Here is an 18,567-nt window from a genome sequence, read left to right as displayed (position 1 = left end):
AGAACGGGGAAGCGAACCTTAGCCAATGCCACAACCAAAATCAACCTTTGCTTCATCAGGTTAATGATTAAGAGGCTTTCAGCCACTTCTTAAGATGTCAAATGGGTTCTATACTGATGTTTATTCTTTGGCGGCGACGCTGTATACTTTGTTAACTGCACAAGTGCCGCTGCCTTCACCAATGAGAGCTTATGGAATGCGACTGGAGCCACCCAAGCAGATAAATTCGCTGCTGAGCGATCGCATAAATCGCGCTATTCTCAAAGGTATGGCATTAAAGCCAGAGGAGCGATCGCAGTCGGTACAGGAATGGCTGGGATTGTTGGGCATTGGCGCACCAAGAATTGCCAACGACAGCCCCCTGAGAGAGTGGCAAGAGCGATTGCGTAAAGCGCAGGAAGATAAATTAAAAGATAATGGTGATTGGCGGGAGCGATTTCGGAAAGCGCAGGAAGATAACTTAAAAGATAATGATGATTGGCGTGAGAAATGGCGAAAAGCCTGTGAAAAGTGATGCACTCTTCATGGGTTATGCAAGCATAATTATGAATTGGTTTGCATTTGAGTGCAAGCTGAGTGGGAGTTTTTCGTTTCCCTAGGAAACGATAAGAGATGCGATCGCATCTCTTATCTGGGGAACCAAGAGCGATCGCTCTTGCGTCAAATCTGAATATGGTTGGTGCTGCTGATTTATATCCTTTCAGCATTTTCTGGGGTAGAAACAGCAGCTTTTTATGGCTAAATACGTGTTGATATAAAAACAGTAAAAAAATATGGTGAAAAGGTTTCACCGCATAATTTTGACTAATGCGTGTATAGCTGCCAGTTTTCTTCTGGCTAAACCAACATACGCATCACCGTTTTTGGCACCATTGCCAGAATTATTTCTCAGCGCCGATCCTTCTAATCTACCGGCTCGGATTTTAGATCTACCACCTGGGTTAAGGACTGAGCCAATCCTAGAGGAATTTGACTTCGATATATGTAAAGATATTCCCTTGGGTGTAGGTATACCAGGATTTCAACCAGGAGTACATAATAGCGTTGTCCAAAACATTCTGGGCGCTCCTAGCGGCAATCTCCGAGGCTACTGGCCCAATACTCGTGCCATATTCTATCAATTAGTACCAGACGAAGTTAGCCTCGGTTTTCTACTTGACAAAGCTTCAGGAATGGTACGTCAAACTGAGGCAGCTTTCGCCCAAGAAGTAGACCATCAGGTGATGTTGGTGACGTTGAATAGTATGTTGGGTTGCCAAATCAACGATGAAATCAAGCAGGGGTTACAACAAGTAAAGCAGCGTCAGTCTCGCAAGTATTCTTTTTCTGTTAAAGCCCTTAAAGGTGTGATTGAGAGAGATAGGAGCGATCGCGTCTACATTGGAATTTGGCAGGCAGGATTACACTGAAAATGGGGATTGGGGATTGGGGATTGGGGAAGAGGAAAAAGTCTTACCTAGTCCCCAGTCCCCATCACCCTATTACACAAATTATGCTTTCAGAACGCTTTACCGAAGCCCTAACCTTTGCTACTCATCTGCACGCGAACCAAACTCGCAAAGGTTCAGGCGTGCCATACATCGCTCATTTACTTGCAGTTGCCAGTATTGTGCTAGAGCATGGTGCTAATGAAGAGGAAGCGATCGCAGCCTTACTCCATGATGCTATCGAAGATCAAGGCGGTGCCGCTACGCGGGAAGAAATTCGCCGCAGATTCGGGGATACCGTCACAGAAATTGTAGACGGTTGCACTGATTCTGACATTACACCCAAACCGCCTTGGCGACAGCGTAAAGAAGCTTATATCGCCCACCTTCCCACAGCTTCCAAAAGCATACTTCTTGTTTCTGCTGCCGATAAACTGCACAACGCTCGCTCAATTTTAAATGATTACCGTATTGTGGGCGAATCGCTTTGGGAACGTTTCAAAGGAGGCAAAGAAGGAACGCTTTGGTATTATCGTTCTCTGGTTAAGGCATTTCGTAAAGCTAGTTCAATGCCATTAATTGACGAGTTAGATCGGGTAGTTTGCGAGATAGAAGAAATTAGCAAAGACTGCTAACTGTTAATAGAATAATTGTAAGTTTAACTTGTACAATTAAGCGAAACATCCTGCACTCTAATTGACTGCAATTTAAAATGCTATAGCAATCCTAAATAATTCGTGAAAGCGAGATGCCCGACTTCTTAGAGAAGTTGGGCATCTGAAGGGCTGGCTCACAACTCAAATAGGATTGCTATATAAGTTGAAATTAGTTCTTAAGTGCAAAAGACGCGATCGCTTCCTAAAAGAATCTTCCTCTGGGCAACAGATATTGTTTTATTCAACTACAAAAATGTCCCCGCTGATATAGACTCCCGGTTTTTTGCGAACACCACTCCTATAGGATACGGTAATTTCCTGCGGTAGCGCCATAATTTTTTATACAAAATATCTCGCCTAGAGATTCCTGTGAATCCTCAAATAGGAGGAAAAAGTGGCGCCTTTAGATAAATGCCTAAGTAATTACTACTAAAACTTTAATTTTTTGAATATTTTAGGGAAATTTAAAGTTATTAAATGTAAGGATAGCTATTTCTAGTGAAAAATACGTATTACTTTGGAGCGAATTGGCAACCTTGCATATCTATCACTTAGGAGCGAAGCAGACTCTTGGAGTGAATACATAGGCTTAAAGGCAAGACGCAGCCCAACGGGCTGGATTGTCAGTGCTTATTGATTGGAGGGAAAAAATATGTCTGATCACGATAATGAACAATACACCGGAACCGCAGACGAACACTATAACCTGATCAGCGTACTATACCACGCTCTAGAGGGTGCCAGCACCTATGAAATCTACGTCCAAGACGCTGAGGAAGCTGGAGATGATGAACTGATAGAGTTTTTCCAACAACTGCAAGACGAAGAGTACCAACGCGCTGAACGAGCCAAAGAATTGCTGGCAAAGCGGATTGCAGCACCGCAGCCTGTAGGTAGATAGTTATTGATTAAGATAGCCGCACCTGACGGTGTGGCGCCAACTTGCTGAGAGGGGATAATGCTTCTTTTGGGAAAAAATCCTTTCTTTTGGGCGAGTGAGTGTGCAAAGCGTGAAAGCGGAAATTAGTTAAGAAATATCAAGCGAGCGCACTCACAAATAAAGTATAAAAATTCGTTTTTGCCCTTTGTTTAAGACGCAATAACTTGGTGTCTCTAGAAAACTCCCCCTCAGCCCTCAGTCTGATTTTTGTAGGAGGTTGCAAGTGAATTACAACCAATTTGTTAAACAGGTTCAGAGTGTTGCTCAGCTAAACTATAGCCAGGAAGCGGAACGTGCTACTCGCGCCACACTGGAAGTTTTGAGAGAACCTATGGTGGGAGACGAGGCCAAAGATTTGGCTTCACAGCTGCCAGTGGAGTTAAAAGATTGTTTGCATGGACGAGAATGTCAAAACGGGCAATACTTTTCTTTAAAAGAGTTTTATGAGCGTGCCGGTGAAAGAGAAGGTGTAAATTCTACCGATGCCGCAATTCATCCGAGAGCAGTATTTACCGTGTTGCAAGCAGAGGTGACACCAGGTGTTGAAGATATCCGCGCTAATTTTTCGGACGATTACCAGGAGCTATACGTAGCATGCAGGAGATAAAAAGTTCTAAGTGAAAGTTAGGTAAAATTGGAACTTTTGCTTGTTTTGTTTCTGGGAATAGCCCAATTTTTTTCAAAATAACTTAAGATATTGGAGGAAAAAGCATGACAGTTAGCAATAATAACACCAACAAGAAAAAAGTAGCTATCCTCATCGAAAACGGTGTGGAAGATTCTGAGTTTCAAGTGCCTTATAAAGCGCTACAAATGGCAGGAATGGAAGTTGTTGTACTCGGTTCTCGAATGAACGAGAACTATATGGGTAAACAAGGCAAATTGTCAATGAAACCGGATGGTACGACAACAGAAGCGATCGCGCTTGATTTCGATGCTGTGATTATCCCCGGTGGCATGGCTCCCGACACAATGCGGACAAACCCAAATACAGTTCGCTTCGTACAAGACGCAATGGAAGCAGGAAAACTGGTGGCTGCTGTTTGTCACGGGCCGCAAGTTTTAATTGAAGGCGACTTGCTCAAAGGAAAACAAGCTACTGGCTTCTTTTCCATCCGCAAAGACATAATCAATGCGGGTGCACATTATGTAGATGAACCAGTGGTAATTGATGGCAACTTGATTACTTCTCGTCAACCTGGAGATTTGCCAATTTTCACCACAGCAATTCTCAGCCGTCTTGGTTACGGTGGAAAAGAAGCGGCTTTACCAAATGAGAACGATATAACTGCGGAATGGTGGAAACTAGCCGATTCTTGGGGTGGCTCTACAAAGGGCGATATTGTTAAAGGTTTGAATACAGCTTTGACGGGTGAGCGTTATTCGCAAGAAACATTTGAGCAGTATGCGGAAAAAACTTCAGATCCGGAGTTGCGATCGCTTCTGCAAGACATGATTCAAAATAAACAGCGTCACATCCTGATGCTGGAATCTCGCATCAAAGAACTGGGCGAAAACCTCTCGATCCCGGCGCAAGCTGCTGATAAATATGCCAAATTGAAAACTGCCCTCCAAGGTAGTGACGATACCGATTTGTTGCGTCGGACGATGGGCGATCTCCAAACTGGTGTTGTGGATGTCAATAACCTGCGGGTGAAATTTACCGATCCAGTTACAACCGCAATTTTGACGCAGATTGAAGTGGAACTTTCAAAGTATGAGCAGTGTTTAGCAGCCCTCTACAAAGCACGCATGGCAAGTGGAGAAGTGAAGCCTGCCAAGCCGACAAGCGCTCCTGCTGTCAAGATGTAAGTTTGGAGTTTGTAGGGTGGATAATACCTACCCTACAACCCTAATTTTTAGTGTTTTTCCCCTTTTCAAGGGGATGCTTGAGGGGCTCTTTTCCAGGTACAGCGGAAGAAATGGCAAATGCCTATGCTTTTATTGCCTCGGATGAAGCAAGTTATGTTACGGGTGCTTTGTGGTTAGCTGATGGTGGTGTCACAGTCGCCAAAGGAGGTGTAGGCGTAGGCGAAGAAACTCCAGAAGAATTGCGTGCTGAACCGCAAGGAGAACTTCGTCTAGATCATTCTAGGGAAGGGCTAGAAAATAAAGAAGTTCAAACTGTTAGTTAGGGGTTGGAGACTGGGGACTAGGTACTATGTACTGGCCAAGATTCTTCCCAATCCCCACTTTTCTATTACCAATTGAGGAAATTAAGAAATGGCATCAAGTCAAGATATCGTACCCAGTAATCAGCCGGAAAATAGTGGCAGTAGCAATGTCTCAGATGTCGAACGTTGGGGTTCGCTAATTAGCGGCGGCGCAATGGTGCTAATGGGTTTAAGGCAACGTTCTCTGAGGGGAGCCTTGATGGCGATCGCAGGCGGCAGTTTAGTTTATCACGGCGCAAAAGCAGATAAAAGCATTCAAGACACAATACAGGAAAAAGCGGGCATGAGTGACACCATTAAAGTTGAAAAAACTGTAACTATAAACAAACCAGCAGACGAACTTTATCGCTTTTGGCATAACTTTGAGAACCTGCCCAACTTTATGAAGCATCTCAAGTCTGTGACAGTTTACAATGAGACGCGATCGCACTGGATAGCTAATGCACCCCTGGGCGCAAGTGTGGAGTGGGATGCAGACATAATTAACCAGAAAGAAAACGAGTTTATTGCGTGGGCTTCTGCTGAAGACGCAGATATTGATAACTCTGGTTTTGTTCGTTTTACGCCTGCACCAAACAATCGCGGTACAGAAGTAAAAGTCGTCATTGAGTATAACCCGCCTGGTGGTGCGGTTGGGGCAGCGATCACTAAACTTTTCGGTGAAGCACCACAACAGCAAATCGGAGACGATCTCCGCCGCTTCAAAATGCTCATGGAAGCTGGCGAAATTGCCACCACAGAAGGTCAACCTTCCGGAAGAAGTTAAGAATTTTATCCTATGGGATTCTTAAAAAAGGGCAGCTGAATTGCTGCCTTCAAACTTTAAAACTCGTAATGGAGAAACCAAATGAATCAAACAATTAAGCGACTACAGAATATTGGCTTACGCCTGGTTACAGTTTTTCTGGCAGCGATCGCATTCTTAGTCATTCCGGCTTTTAGCAACAGCGTGTCGGTGCAAGCGCAAGCAGCAGAAACCCGCTTTGATCCCGCCGATCCTTACGCAATCGACAGCGAGACGATTGAGAAAGTCAAAGACATGGCTGAAGACCATGTAGGCGACAGAGGGAGTATTGGCAATACTGGCTTGAAGAACCTCAAAAAGCTGGGAGAAAATATTTCCGAAACAACTGACGTTATCCGCAGCCAAAGGTTTGATAACGATCGAGGCGCTGATATGGGCGATCCTCGTGTTGTTCAAGACAAAAATTATGAGGGAATATCCGTAACTAAAGATCGCGCACCCAGGTAATTTGACTTCTACAACACTGGTTGTGAAATTAACTGAGAACTGACCTAATACACTTCATTTAGGGCTAAAAAGCTAAAGCCCTTGTAGGTTGGGTCTTTGGAGTAAACCTCAATCGTGAGCAGCATTTGTTGAGGTTCCCATAGAATTCAACCCAACCTACAATTATCCCTTAACTGAACGGTATTCAGAGCTGACTAAAGACGCTTCGGTTAGACAATCAGAAGAAAGAAACCGGATTTCAAGGGAATAAATGGGCAACTGAGTTATCAGGAAAACTAAGAAACCGGATTTCTTCCTTAAAAGTGCTGAGTGTTTCGGCTAAGGGTGCTGAGTAGTTACAAGCAGATCGAAACGTTTGCACAATCCAAAATCTCAAATCCAAAATAGATATGAAAGCTGTTTGTTGGTACGGTGCAAATGATGTGCGGGTCGAAAACGTACCCGATCCGAGAATTCTCAACCCACGCGATGCCATCCTCAAAATTACATCAGCAACCATCTGTGGTTCTGACTTGCACATTTACGATGGCTATATCCCGACGATGAAACAGGGTGACATTCTAGGTCACGAATTCATGGGGGAAGTCGTCGAAATTGGCAGTCAAGTCAAAACGTTGAAAAAAGGCGATCGCGTAGTCGTCTCTTCCATCATCGGTTGCGGTCAATGCAACTATTGCAATCAGCAAAAGTGGTCATTGTGCGACAACTCTAACCCCAACGCTTGGATGCAAGAGAAAGTATTCGGCTTTGGCACATCCGGAATCTTCGGCTACTCCCACTTATTCGGTGGCTACGCAGGTGCCTTTGCTGAATACGTGCGCGTTCCCTTCGCCGATCATGGTGCAGTCAAAGTTCCTCAAGACATCCCCGATGAAAAAATCCTGCCCATCTCCGACGCTTTCCCCACAGGCTACATGGGTGCAGAATTCTGCAACATTCAGCCCGGAGATATCGTAGCAATCTGGGGTTGCGGCCCGGTCGGATTATTCGCCATGCGAAGCGCCTATATGCTTGGTGCCGAGAGAGTTATCGCCATCGACCGCGTTCCCGAACGCCTCCAAATGGCTAGAGACTTCGGCAAAGCCGAGACTATCAACTACGAGGAAGTTGATGCTGGCGAAGCACTTAAAGAAATGACCGGAGGACGCGGCCCGGATTCCTGTCTTGATGCTGTGGGACTAGAAGCACACGGTATGGGTCTTGAGGGATTTTTCGACGAAGCCAAACAGTCGGTACGCCTGGAAACCGACCGCCCCTCAGTGCTGCGGCAAATGATGGTGGCTTGTCGCAAAGGCGGCACCTTGTCAATTATGGGCGTTTATAGTGGCTTTGTAGACAAAATGCCGATGGGTGCAGCCTTTAACAAAGGCTTGACCTTCAGAATGGGGCAAATGTTCGGTCAGAAGTATATGCCGATGTTGTTGGATCGAGTTATGAATGGCGAAATCGATCCATCTGCCGTGTTTACCCATCGCTTACCTCTTGAAGAAACGAAGCAAGGCTTTGAAATTTTCAAGCACAAAAAAGATAACTGCATCAAAGTGCTGCTAAAGCCTTGAAATAGCTAAGAGTAATCCACAATTAGCAATTAGTCATTAGCAGCATTCACATTATCAAATGGAGTTTTTTCGATGAACAAAGTAATCTCTTTTCTACAAAATGTTCGCTTGCGCCAGATTGTAAGTGCTTTTCTGCTCGCAGTAGCACTTTTGGTTGGCAGCGCTTTCGGCTACGGCAACCAAATTCAAGCGCAAGCTAATTCCACTACATTGACACCAGAGGCTGATTCTTACAAAGTTAAAGGTACTGATAGTTCGCTACGTACTGACATTGGAAATGCCACTAACCAGGCTGAAGATACGGGCAGCAGCATAATTGATAAAATTGAAGATGTTGCTGAAAATATCAAAGAGAAGCTGAATCTTGACGAACCGCTTCCCCCCAGCACTAAGAAGTTTATCAATCAAGTTGAAGACGCTACGGGAGTAGATGACGGCTTAGAGCAAGGTATCAATGATGCTGCTAATAACGTTACCAGCAGCAAACCTTATTACAAGTAATTCGCAGTCATTAGCCAGAACTATAGCAATCCTAATCGATTTTAAAAACTTTCTTCTTTTTCTCTTTCCTTCGTGTACTTCGCGCATTTGCGGTTCGTAAAAAAGAAAATTTAACAAACCGCGTTGGCGGAGCCTGCGCGTTAGCGCTTAGACGCAAAGGTAAGAGAGAAAAAAGAAAATTGTATGAATCATTTAGGGCTGCTATACCTAGCTAATGACTAATAACTAATGATTTAAGGAGAAAAATTTAATGAAAGCAGTTTGCTGGCATGGTGCAAATGATGTGCGGGTGGATACAGTACCCGATCCAAAAATTCTCAACCCACGTGATGCAATTATTAAAATTACATCTACGGCAATTTGCGGTTCCGATTTGCACCTTTATGACGGCTACATCCCTACAATGCAGGCCGGAGATATTCTCGGTCACGAGTTCATGGGGGAAGTCGTTGAACTTGGGAGTGCGGTAAAAAATGTAAAAGTAGGCGATCGCGTAGTCGTCCCCTTCACCATCGCCTGCGGCAGCTGCTTCTTCTGCAACCGCGACTTGTGGTCTTTGTGTGACAACTCCAACCCCAACGCTTGGATGGCAGAACAAATGATGGGTCATTCGCCATCAGGACTCTTCGGCTACTCCCACTTGTTCGGCGGTTACGCTGGAGGTCAGGCAGAATATGCGCGGGTGCCATTTGCCGATGTCGGCTTGTTCAAAATTCCCGACGGTTTAACAGACGATCAGGTGCTTTTCCTCACCGACATCTTCCCCACCGGATACATGGCGGCGGAAAATTGCAATATTCAACCCGGTGATACCGTAGCCGTCTGGGGTTGCGGCCCTGTAGGACAGTTTGCTATCAAAAGTGCCTTTATGCTAGGTGCAGAGCGCGTCATCGCTATTGACCGCGTTCCCGAACGCCTACAAATGGCGAAAGAGCAATGTGGGGCGGAAGTTCTCAACTATGAAGAAATTGAGGTTGGCGACGCACTTAAAGAAATGACAGGCGGACGCGGGCCTGATTCTTGTCTGGATGCAGTCGGGATGGAGGCTCACGGTACAGGGCCTATGGCATTATACGACCAGGTAAAGCAAGCCGTGCGTCTGGAAACCGACCGACCCACCGCCCTGCGCCAAGTAATGCTTGCTTGCAGCAAAGGCGGTCATGTATCGCTGGCGGGTGTTTACGGTGGCTTCCTTGACAAAATCCCAATGGGTGCAGCTTTTAACAAAGGCTTGACATTCAAAATGGGGCAAACCCATGTCCATAGATACTTAAAACCGTTGCTGGAACGTGTGCAGAACGGCGAAATTGATCCGTCTTTCGTAATCACACATCGTTTGCCTTTAGATGAAGCAAAGCACGGTTACGAGATTTTTAAGCATAAAAAAGACAATTGCATCAAGGTTGTACTAAAACCGTGAGGTGAGAGGGTGGATATCGACCAAGGCATAAAGCTTGAAAAAAAGGTGATGATCGAAAAATCCCTCCTTGAAATTTATCGCTTTATCGAAGAACTAGAACAGCAAGCAAAAGCCAATCAGCAAAGGTTTAAAGAAGCGATACAAGCAGCCGAAATTCTCACCACTGAAAGTCAATCTTCAGGGCTTAAGTAAGCTGCTAATATCCTTTAATTTGCACAGTGGAGCGGGCATCTTGTCCTCTCCACCATAAAATTTTTTATTTGGTGCAGGCTCTAAAGCTGATGATGGCGATTTACACCGCCCGATTTGGCAAAAAAATCAAACTTTAAATAAGGAGCAACGAAACATGAGCGATACAACTGTAATGAAAGTAGACTCTACTAATTCCCCTAAAGGTGAGATGGGACAAAAATATCTCGCATCAGGCAAATCTGTCTCAATGCGCCTTTGGGAAGATGAGCAACCAGGTGAACCCAAAGAACCAGCTGCACGCGATTATGAAACTGTCGGCTACGTAATCAAAGGTCGCGCCGAGTTGCACCTTGAGAGCCAGATGGTATTACTGGAATCGGGCGATTCTTGGGTAGTTCCCAAAGGTACATCCCACACCTACCGGATTCTCGAACCCTTTACAGCAGTTGAAGCAACCAGTCCACCCGCTCAAGTTCACGGACGCGACGAGAATTAAGCCAAGGCTTGTATATAAGCTCACTTGAAAAAGTAACAATAAAAAACCCGGTTTCTTCCAGAAGACGGGTTTTTTTATGTCATTGAGAATTGGGTTGTTAGTATAGTTAAATATTTAAATAATTCAACAATAAATATATACATATTGGTGAAGAAATAAAAAAAATATTAGTTTAAACTTGTCCTCCTACAGGCTGATGTACAGCCATAAAATCGATAGTTAACTAAAAGGCATAAAGGACACAATTTTTGAGTTTTGAGCGATGACATATCTTGGGAAATGACTAATTTGTAACCTTAGATATTGTCCTAACGCTCAGTTTAACTAGGGAGATTTGAATGTTTTATCACAAGAAGCAACTACAGTATTTCAAACCACCGGAAAAGCCGGATGCACTTTACGCAAAGAAGATTCAAGAACTCATCGGCGGCACCTTTGGCGAGATGACCGTGATGATGCAATACCTGTTTCAGGGTTGGAACTGCCGAGGGCCTGCTAAGTACCGTGATCTGCTGCTTGACACCGGTACCGAGGAAATCGGCCACGTAGAGATGCTAGCTACAATGATCGCCCACCTGTTAGATAAAGCGCCTCTATCAGTCCAAGAAGAAGGTGCCGCAGATCGGTTAGTGGGTGCCGTCATGGGCGGTAGTAACGTGCGCGATGAGATTATGGCGGCGGCGATGAATCCACAGCACTCCATTGTTTCTGGTTTAGGTGCAATGCCCTCTGACAGCGTTGGTTTCCCTTGGAACGGTCGCTTTATCGTTTCCAGTGGCAACCTGTTGGCAGATTTCCGCTCAAATCTTCATGCGGAGTCACAGGGACGCTTGCAGGCGGTACGGATGTATGAAATGTCAGACGATCCGGGTGTAAAAGATACGCTCTCGTTTATGATCGCTCGCGATACGATGCACCAAAATCAGTGGATAGCGGCAATTAAGGATCTGGAAGATTCTGGACTTGAAACTTCACCTGTTCCAAGTTCCTTCCCTCTGGAATTGGAGAAGCGGGAATTTGCCTATCAGTTCTGGAGCCACTCTGACGGCACCGAAAGTGCTGAAGGGCGCTGGGCGAAGGGTGAATCGATGGACGGCAAAGGGCAGTTTGAGTACATTGCGAATCCGCAACCGTTAGGCCCAGAACCTACACCTCCACCCGCTGAACCTAAGTTGCACGGGACACCAGGTTTTGAAAAGGCAAAACACACATAGATGAGACTTGAGAATTAGCGACTAGCTTGCTAGAGTGTCAGCTAATTCTCAACAGAAATCTAACGAATGTTATTGCGGTTAAGAATTCTCAACACACCTGTATTTTTGCAGGTGTGTATTTTTTTTGTAAGGTGATTTCCTTGCTAGGTTGCTAGGCGACCGCTCTAAACAGATAAACGAGCAAAAAGCGCGATCGCGTTGTGAATACTCTTAGCTGATGGCTTGCTCTCGTGTGGTATAGGATTAGGCGCAAAGACAGCATACTGTCACGGATGCTACTTAGGAAATAAGCAGGGAGGGGGACGTAAGTTTATCCTAAATTTTGCTTTCTTTAAAATAGATGGGTATTTAGGAGAAACTTTTAAATGAAAGAAAATTCGATTACTCGAAAGCATCTTGTTTATAGTCTGCTGACGGGTCTGCTAATCGGCGCGATTGCTGGTACACCGATAGGCTGGTTTACTCATCGCGCCTATGCTGAGCAACGTTTGGCTAAGAATTTAATTTGCCGAGAGCAACATAGAAATCAGCCTGAAGCTGCTGTTCAATCTATCTGCGGCTCAAGATTCTAAAGTTTTCTAATAGTAATTACCCTCCTATGCGATCGCGCCCTTTTTAATTGCAGCCGATAAGGATGCGATCGCCGTACAGGTTATTTTGGCAGATTTGGATTTTTGCGGAGGATGCGATCGCTCCAAATAGAAAAACGAGCAAAAAGCGCGATCGCTTTCTGTGTAAATTAAGCCATGACGTGTTTACAATCAAATAGTGGAAGCCCAACCAAGAGAAATTCAGAACTACCTGACAGCAGAGGGGAGAAGCCCTTTTGAAGAATGGCTTGATTCTCTCAGGGATATCAAAGCTAGAGTCAAAATCGAGAAGAGGCTCAAGAGAGTTGCATTAGGTAATTTGGGAGACTATCGCTCAGTAGGAGAAGGAGTTTGTGAACTGAGAATTGACTACGGTCCTGGTTTCCGGATATATTTTGGGCAAATAGGATCAACAATCATATTTCTCCTCTGTGGCGGAGATAAAAGCAGCCAAGAACAAGACATCCTGAGAGCTAAAGAATATTGGAGAGATTATGAAAGACGTGAAAACGCCAACAACTAGGAGCTACCACGACTATCTGATTTCTTCTCTCCAAGACTCCGAACACGCTGCTGCTTATATTGAGGTGGCGTTGGAATTAGAAGAAGGCGAATCTGAACCAGAATTGCTCAGAGCAATGCTTAAAGATATTGTGGATGCTCGCTTAAAGCTCAATAATCTCTCGGAAGAAGCGAAATTTCGCTATCAAAAATTAGACAAGATTCTGTCTGAAACTGGCGGTGCTGAAATTTACACTTTGGTTGAGTTGCTGGATGCGCTGGGGTTTCGGATTGCGATCGCTCCCAAGTTGATTAATTGATAATGGCATCGTCAAACCGATCGCCGTACAGGTTATTTTGGCAGATTTGGATTTTTGCGGAGGATACGATCGCTCTAAACAGACAAACGAGCAAAAGCGCGATCGCATCGGGTATTTTTTGGCATATTTATATTTCTTTAAAGATGCAAGCTAGTTTTATTTATTATTGGATTACTAACAATTTTCAGAGTTTTTATCCTTTTTCTTCCGCCACTCAGTTATAAATTTTTCAATGATACTGATGGCACTGGCATCATTTCCACTTGCAAGACGTTCCTGGCTTTCATACCACGATCTTGATTCCCTTTCGTCAATAAATTCGTACATTAAGCTTTCTAGCTCTCGTCTTTGCTTAACACTGAGAGTTTTTTCTTTTTCTGGTAATTCTAACGCATGTACATAAGCATTTCTATGCTTATATATTTCTTTTGCTTTTACTATCTTTGCCAGGTATTCTTCATGGTAGTAATTATCTTCAGCAGACTTTCCAATTTTCTCTAATAATTCTAGTAAAATTTCCTGATCTATTCTCTTAATCATTTTTCCAGTTTTATCATCAGCTTTGATACACTCACATATTGCATTTTCAACATTAACTTCTAAAGAAGCATTTAAAAGACATAATCCCTCCATATGAAATCCAGAGTCAACTAACATTCTGACTCTCCGTAAAGCATTATTTTGTGAAGATTTTAGATATTTTTCCGGTTGGGCTACTTGTAAAAAACTAAAATTTTGCTGCCATTTTCCTCTAAGCTTAGGAGTTACTCTTTCTGATAGCCCGATAGCACCGAGATCATAAGTTCCGTCGTCAAATTTGTTAATTACAAAAGTTTTTTCATGAATCTTCCACTTGTTGATCTATCCGATTGGAAGTTCTCTATATTCCCCTGCATAGGCTTCTATTATCCTGTTGCCAAGCTCCATAATAAAATTTTCAAGGTAACTTTTTGCGTATTGTATTAACACTAAAATGTTAGCCCCTTCACTTTCTTTTCTGCCTAATTCTCTTAAATTTTGCTTTAAAATATCTTCAATTAAATTGGCAGTATTTTCCTCTAATAATTCTTTTTCAGTACGGAACAATTTAAGGAGATGCTTGACAGGCACTTCCAATTCAAGTATTCCAATTTTCATGGGAATTTCTATTGGAAATTTTTCTTTTGCAATTTTATAATACTCAAACAAGAAGTTAGCAGCATTTAGTTTTTCGTTTATAGGAAGGTTAATCAAACGAAAATTATAATCCACATATTTTGCATTACTGTTTGAGCGATAAGGCATATTTCCTTCGTAACAACCGTTTACACGATGCCAAGGTTGATCAAATAAAATGCAGAAAATAATAGTTTTTATTTTTGAGCTAGTAGCGCTATATTCCTCTTTGGGTTCATTGACAATACAGGTAGCATCTTTAATAGCTTTGTCAATTCTTTGGTAAAGATGATTGTTTTCATCAATCGGGACAAACATACCGCGCCATCTGTAACCCGACCAGTTCTTTTTCTGATCGTAGGTTCTAGTAACTTCCTCAATAATAGGTTCTTTAACAATGCAGGTACCATTTTCAATTGCTTCTTTTATCATTTGATATTCTTGGTTGCCATCAGCAATCGGCACGAACTTATCGCCTTGCTGATAACTTATTAAATGACCTTCCGAATTATAATTAGGTGTAACTTCCATGTTTGTACCTTATGCCGAATCCCATCAATTGAAAATCCCTGAATTGCCTTGACGATTTAAATAAATATTCTAAAAAATATTTATTTAAGTATTATACACATTGTAAAATTACATTTTCAAGAATGCGATCGCATTCTCCCTTTACCACTACCATGCGATCGCCTAATCTTCTTCTGAGTGCGATCGCTGCGTTATTAACGAGTTAGGCAAATCGTCCAAACTCTTGTTAACTGCGCTACAAAAAGCCTTCATTTGGTAAACCGTCATCGTCGGTTCTGCCAATCCCCGTTCCCAGCGGCGAATGGTTGAAACTGACACACCCATCAGTCTTACCAAGTCTTCTTGAGACAGTCCAGCGGCCAAACGCAGTTTTTTAAACGGAGAATCAGTCTCCTCTGGTTGACTTTTCTTTGGTCTTGCCATTACCATGATAAAACCACTCAAATTAAGCGGTTTATTTAAGCGCCAGTTTAAACAGAACAACGGGCAGACAGCCTAAAAAGCCGTCGTTTGGCTAGTTAGCTGCCCGGAATAGTTGTTTCTCAGAACAAAAAGTGTAACAGCCTATGCGACCAAATCGTTCGCCTTGGCAATCTTTGTCGTGTCCATAAAAGATTTATGACCTACTTTAACCAGCTGCATCCCTGGTGCATCATCCACCCACTGCCTAGCTTACAGTCGCTTGTCGTTGCCCGTTTTCGTCGTCGCAGCGACGCACAAGCACATCTGCAAATCCTCCAGCGCATGGTTGCAGGCGCGACCTACGAAATCATCTTCGACGTGACACCCGAACCCGCCAACCAGACTAACGAGATGCAATTACCCCAACCCAATCCTCACCTCAACTGAAGCGATTATGACGATATTGTTTCGCCGGATTAAACCTTTCAAGTTTCGGATCACTTTTGACCTAATTGCCAAATTTTTAGGCATTCCTCAATCCCAGATTGTACGCGCTGAATGCTGGCGTTATATTCTGTTTGTTCATCGGCGCGATCGCGGCGGGCAATTCATTAGTTACCGCAAACTTGTTTTGTGGATACAAGCGATCGCGTCTTTAATTCAAACTTGCACAACCCTGGAAGATTTGTGGCAAATGGGCTTGTGGGTTCGGCAGGAGTGCCAGAAATTTGATTATGACCAGCGTATTATTGATTACCTGCGCCGAATCTGGATTAAACGCAGAGACGCTCTCCGAAGCCCTGAACTAAAGCCCTGAACTAAAGTTCGAGGCTCAAAGCTCAAGTCCGTTGAAACGGACTGAAATGCTTGCTGTATATAAAATTTAACCTGTTTTAACAGGTTTTAGCTTTGAGTCCGAACTTTAGTTCAGGACTCCTTGCGCCAGCACCATTCCACCCTAGCCAGCTTTCTCAAAATCAAGAAAATCGAGCCTTTTACCGTATATAACCCTACAATCAGAGCTTCAACCTCCAGACAGACGAAAGATGGCGTTTTTACCTTTAAAGTGCGTACTGGTGACTGCTATCTGTGAGGCATCATGCGATCGCGCCCAATTCTTCTACTTGGTTTAGTTCTTCTGGTAATCGGCTTCTTTGCTTACCAAATTGAGATAGCCATTCCCGCCACACCCAGCGTCTACAACACTTTTACACCCCTCACAAAGCCTGCACCGCAACAGATTGGCTCGTATGATGTCTTGGGATCTGTAATTGACAAAGAAGAGGCAGATAAGCTGCTGGAGACGGAGGAAGGGCGCAAGCAACTTTCACCAGAAAATGGGGCTGTTGCTGTCACAGAAGACTTAATTAACCTGGGACGTAAAGCTTTTTACGCAGAAACTTTTAAGGATCAAATCTTTCAGACGGATGTTGTCGGGGCGTTGAATGGGCCAATCAATCTCGTGACGATGACGAAAGCGATCGCGCGGCTGGGAGGAAAACATACCACTAACCTCCAGATTCCAATCGATAAAGATGTCACCATCGGTGGTAGAACTTTTAGAGCAGGCACCTTACTGAACACCGGGATGGACGTACCCACAGGTTCAATTCTGCCCCTAGGAATGCGTACCAGCATCGAGAAGGGTAAAGTGCGAGTGGGGATAACCTGCGCCTTGTGTCATACAGCAATAGATGGTAAAAGTGGGCGCGTTATCGAAGGTGCGCCAAACAACGATCTCAATACTGGCTTAGTGTTGGCTATGGCTACCAACTCAGCCGCGATGTTTCGCCAGACGGGTGTAAATCCTACCAAACTTCCATTAGGCGATCGCACTTACATTAATGCTGATGGAGAAAAAGCACGTTTGCCAGATGCCAAAGCCCTAGAGGATGCCGTCGATGCCGATTTACTAACTTGGCCTCCCGGCAACTTTGATTCCACTGGCACCATGACCAACAATCCTTCCCAGATTCCATCCTCCTATACCCACGATGCTTGGCCTTATGGCTGGAGTGGACATTCTGCTGTCGGCTGGTTTCACGGACTGACCACCCTCAATAGCAACGTCCATGCTACCAACTCAGACCCCACAACCGGAGCTGATGGCAGTCAGCCGCTATTGGGTATTGACAAAGAAACTTATTTAGGGATTATTTTCCAAAATTCAGCAAATAAAGCTTTCCGGTTGCCAAAAGGGGCGAAACCATCCCAATTCTTTAACAAGATCGATCCGACACCGGGGGAACCGGGGATGAATGAGACGATTCGGATGCCAGAATACCCCAAAGGTTCTCTATTTATGCTGGACGGGTTAATGGCAAACTCACCAGGATACCCAGTAGGCGAACAACTCAACGGAATGTCAGCTTTTCAGAATACCTTGGCACCGCCACCCCTTCAAACTGCCAGCACAGAAACTTTAAAGCGGGGTGCGGCGATTTTCGCAAAAGCTAGTTGCGTTGAATGTCATAGCGGACGCTACTTCACTAACCATCAGGTAATTGCAGAGCAAGAGATTCGCACTCAGCCCTCACGAGGCCCCGCGCAGGCTCCTTTTGCCCGCATCTTAGTACCACCAAAAACTTATCCGAGTAATGTCCCCGTACCCTTGCCAACTGATCCGCCTGTGTTACCAGTGCCAACTGATATTACACCGCAGCGATCGCTTGAACTAGCCTTTGCCATCAACAACCCCAAAGGCGGTTACAAGGTGCCTAGTTTAATTGGTCTTGCCGTCACCGCGCCTTATCTGCACGATGGAGGTGTAGCAGCTTCTTCCCAAGCGCTGAAGCAAGATAAAAAAGGCTTTAGAATCGTCAAGCGTGACGAAATAGGCATGGCAGGCACCTTGCTTAAAGGCATTCAACCCGATCCTAGTGCAAGTTTGCGAGTGCTCTTAGATCGCAAATTGCGTAAGCAAACAGTTGCAGCTAACCGGGCTAATTCCGACTTAAAACAGTCGAATGTAGATGGTAGCGGACACAATTATTGGGTAGACAAAAGTGCTGGCTTTAATGCTCAAGATCAGACCGATTTAATTCAATTCCTGCTGTCGTTGGATGACGACCCAGAAGTTCTACCTGCTGACGTTATAGCGTCAAAAAATTAGCTATTTTCAGCTCTCCTTCCCAGTCTCCGGCTGGGAATGCGTAATTGGGGCCAGCGCCTCATGTTATTCCACACTTTGACCGAAGAGAGAGCCTCCGCGAATGCGTTCCCAAACAGAGTTTTAAA

The 18,567-nt window shown here is 44.4% G+C and carries 24 protein-coding genes and 2 pseudogenes; 22 read left to right on the top strand and 4 right to left on the bottom strand.

Going from position 1 to position 18,567, the window contains the following annotated elements; all coding sequences use genetic code 11:
* Positions 1 to 103: 103 nt before the first annotated feature.
* From H6F66_RS29360 to H6F66_RS15435, 17 genes and pseudogenes are all read left to right on the top strand, one after another.
* Positions 104 to 325, top strand: a pseudogene (locus H6F66_RS29360) (serine/threonine protein kinase); the annotation flags it as partial.
* Between the two features lie 287 nt (positions 326 to 612).
* Positions 613 to 753 carry a hypothetical protein gene (locus H6F66_RS15510; RefSeq protein WP_190422852.1) on the top strand — a complete coding sequence of 47 codons (141 nt, stop codon included), beginning with the start codon at positions 613 to 615 and terminating at the stop codon, positions 751 to 753.
* 20 nt (positions 754 to 773) lie between these two features.
* Complete coding sequence (locus H6F66_RS15505) at positions 774 to 1,409, top strand: hypothetical protein (RefSeq protein ID WP_199294980.1); 636 nt, start codon at positions 774 to 776, stop codon at positions 1,407 to 1,409.
* Between the two features lie 83 nt (positions 1,410 to 1,492).
* Positions 1,493 to 2,062: an HD domain-containing protein gene (locus H6F66_RS15500; protein ID WP_190422850.1), complete on the top strand. Its 570-nt coding sequence runs from the start codon at positions 1,493 to 1,495 to the stop codon at positions 2,060 to 2,062.
* Between the two features lie 673 nt (positions 2,063 to 2,735).
* A complete protein-coding gene (locus H6F66_RS15495) occupies positions 2,736 to 2,984 on the top strand; it encodes a hypothetical protein (RefSeq protein ID WP_190422848.1) in 249 nt (82 codons plus the stop codon).
* A gap of 262 nt (positions 2,985 to 3,246) precedes the next feature.
* Positions 3,247 to 3,630, top strand: a complete 384-nt coding sequence (locus tag H6F66_RS15490; RefSeq protein WP_190422846.1) for a DUF2267 domain-containing protein — start codon at positions 3,247 to 3,249, stop codon at positions 3,628 to 3,630.
* A 104-nt stretch (positions 3,631 to 3,734) separates the two neighbouring features.
* Complete coding sequence (locus H6F66_RS15485; protein WP_190422844.1) at positions 3,735 to 4,835, top strand: DJ-1/PfpI/YhbO family deglycase/protease; 1,101 nt, start codon at positions 3,735 to 3,737, stop codon at positions 4,833 to 4,835.
* A 95-nt stretch (positions 4,836 to 4,930) separates the two neighbouring features.
* Positions 4,931 to 5,158, top strand: a pseudogene (locus tag H6F66_RS15480) (SDR family oxidoreductase); the annotation flags it as partial.
* A gap of 88 nt (positions 5,159 to 5,246) precedes the next feature.
* Entirely contained in the window at positions 5,247 to 5,963 is a 717-nt protein-coding gene (locus H6F66_RS15475; protein WP_190422842.1) for an SRPBCC family protein, read from the top strand.
* A gap of 81 nt (positions 5,964 to 6,044) precedes the next feature.
* Entirely contained in the window at positions 6,045 to 6,449 is a 405-nt protein-coding gene (locus H6F66_RS15470) for a hypothetical protein (protein WP_190422840.1), read from the top strand.
* Between the two features lie 389 nt (positions 6,450 to 6,838).
* Positions 6,839 to 8,008: a zinc-dependent alcohol dehydrogenase gene (locus tag H6F66_RS15465; protein ID WP_190422838.1), complete on the top strand. Its 1,170-nt coding sequence runs from the start codon at positions 6,839 to 6,841 to the stop codon at positions 8,006 to 8,008.
* Between the two features lie 72 nt (positions 8,009 to 8,080).
* The gene (locus H6F66_RS15460; protein ID WP_190422836.1) at positions 8,081 to 8,509 is read left to right on the top strand and encodes a hypothetical protein; all 429 of its coding nucleotides are present in this window, start codon (positions 8,081 to 8,083) and stop codon (positions 8,507 to 8,509) included.
* Between the two features lie 250 nt (positions 8,510 to 8,759).
* Positions 8,760 to 9,929: a zinc-dependent alcohol dehydrogenase gene (locus tag H6F66_RS15455; protein ID WP_190422834.1), complete on the top strand. Its 1,170-nt coding sequence runs from the start codon at positions 8,760 to 8,762 to the stop codon at positions 9,927 to 9,929.
* Positions 9,930 to 9,938: 9 nt separating this feature from the next.
* On the top strand, positions 9,939 to 10,121 hold the full coding sequence (locus tag H6F66_RS15450; protein ID WP_190422832.1) for a hypothetical protein: 183 nt from the start codon (positions 9,939 to 9,941) through the stop codon (positions 10,119 to 10,121).
* A gap of 154 nt (positions 10,122 to 10,275) precedes the next feature.
* A complete protein-coding gene (locus H6F66_RS15445) occupies positions 10,276 to 10,617 on the top strand; it encodes a cupin domain-containing protein (protein ID WP_190422830.1) in 342 nt (113 codons plus the stop codon).
* Positions 10,618 to 10,955: 338 nt separating this feature from the next.
* A complete protein-coding gene (locus tag H6F66_RS15440) occupies positions 10,956 to 11,831 on the top strand; it encodes a manganese catalase family protein (protein WP_190422828.1) in 876 nt (291 codons plus the stop codon).
* 365 nt (positions 11,832 to 12,196) lie between these two features.
* The gene (locus tag H6F66_RS15435) at positions 12,197 to 12,403 is read left to right on the top strand and encodes a hypothetical protein (RefSeq protein ID WP_190422826.1); all 207 of its coding nucleotides are present in this window, start codon (positions 12,197 to 12,199) and stop codon (positions 12,401 to 12,403) included.
* A gap of 43 nt (positions 12,404 to 12,446) precedes the next feature.
* Here the strand turns inward: H6F66_RS15435 and H6F66_RS15430 are convergent, their stop codons facing one another.
* Positions 12,447 to 12,596, bottom strand: coding sequence for a hypothetical protein (locus H6F66_RS15430; RefSeq protein WP_190422825.1), 150 nt, complete (start codon positions 12,594 to 12,596; stop codon positions 12,447 to 12,449).
* A gap of 3 nt (positions 12,597 to 12,599) precedes the next feature.
* Between H6F66_RS15430 and H6F66_RS15425 the strand changes: the two genes are divergently transcribed.
* Both H6F66_RS15425 and H6F66_RS15420 read left to right on the top strand, forming a co-directional pair.
* Positions 12,600 to 12,944 (top strand): type II toxin-antitoxin system RelE/ParE family toxin, encoded by a 345-nt coding sequence (locus tag H6F66_RS15425; RefSeq protein ID WP_190422823.1) that lies wholly within the window; start codon positions 12,600 to 12,602, stop codon positions 12,942 to 12,944.
* Positions 12,916 to 13,242, top strand: a complete 327-nt coding sequence (locus H6F66_RS15420) for a transcriptional regulator (protein WP_190422821.1) — start codon at positions 12,916 to 12,918, stop codon at positions 13,240 to 13,242. The genes H6F66_RS15425 and H6F66_RS15420 overlap by 29 nt, the downstream gene beginning before the upstream one ends.
* A gap of 174 nt (positions 13,243 to 13,416) precedes the next feature.
* Here the strand turns inward: H6F66_RS15420 and H6F66_RS15415 are convergent, their stop codons facing one another.
* The 3 genes from H6F66_RS15415 to H6F66_RS15405 form a co-directional block, all read right to left on the bottom strand.
* Positions 13,417 to 13,899, bottom strand: coding sequence for a hypothetical protein (locus H6F66_RS15415; protein ID WP_190422819.1), 483 nt, complete (start codon positions 13,897 to 13,899; stop codon positions 13,417 to 13,419).
* 204 nt (positions 13,900 to 14,103) lie between these two features.
* Positions 14,104 to 14,928 carry a hypothetical protein gene (locus H6F66_RS15410; RefSeq protein WP_190422817.1) on the bottom strand — a complete coding sequence of 275 codons (825 nt, stop codon included), beginning with the start codon at positions 14,926 to 14,928 and terminating at the stop codon, positions 14,104 to 14,106.
* A gap of 162 nt (positions 14,929 to 15,090) precedes the next feature.
* The gene (locus H6F66_RS15405) at positions 15,091 to 15,357 is read right to left on the bottom strand and encodes a helix-turn-helix transcriptional regulator (RefSeq protein WP_242019038.1); all 267 of its coding nucleotides are present in this window, start codon (positions 15,355 to 15,357) and stop codon (positions 15,091 to 15,093) included.
* Positions 15,358 to 15,546: 189 nt separating this feature from the next.
* Between H6F66_RS15405 and H6F66_RS15400 the strand changes: the two genes are divergently transcribed.
* The 3 genes from H6F66_RS15400 (at position 15,547) to H6F66_RS15390 (ending at position 18,442) form a co-directional block, all read left to right on the top strand.
* The gene (locus H6F66_RS15400; protein ID WP_190422815.1) at positions 15,547 to 15,777 is read left to right on the top strand and encodes a hypothetical protein; all 231 of its coding nucleotides are present in this window, start codon (positions 15,547 to 15,549) and stop codon (positions 15,775 to 15,777) included.
* A gap of 7 nt (positions 15,778 to 15,784) precedes the next feature.
* The gene (locus H6F66_RS15395; protein WP_190422813.1) at positions 15,785 to 16,147 is read left to right on the top strand and encodes a hypothetical protein; all 363 of its coding nucleotides are present in this window, start codon (positions 15,785 to 15,787) and stop codon (positions 16,145 to 16,147) included.
* 282 nt (positions 16,148 to 16,429) lie between these two features.
* Entirely contained in the window at positions 16,430 to 18,442 is a 2,013-nt protein-coding gene (locus tag H6F66_RS15390; protein WP_190422812.1) for a hypothetical protein, read from the top strand.
* Positions 18,443 to 18,567: the final 125 nt, after the last annotated feature.

The organism is Trichocoleus sp. FACHB-6 (assembly GCF_014695815.1).
GTDB lineage: Bacteria > Cyanobacteriota > Cyanobacteriia > Cyanobacteriales > FACHB-T130 > Funiculus > Funiculus sociatus.
The sequence above is the reverse complement of the archived record's forward strand: the minus strand, read 5'-3'. Positions and strand labels throughout refer to the sequence as shown.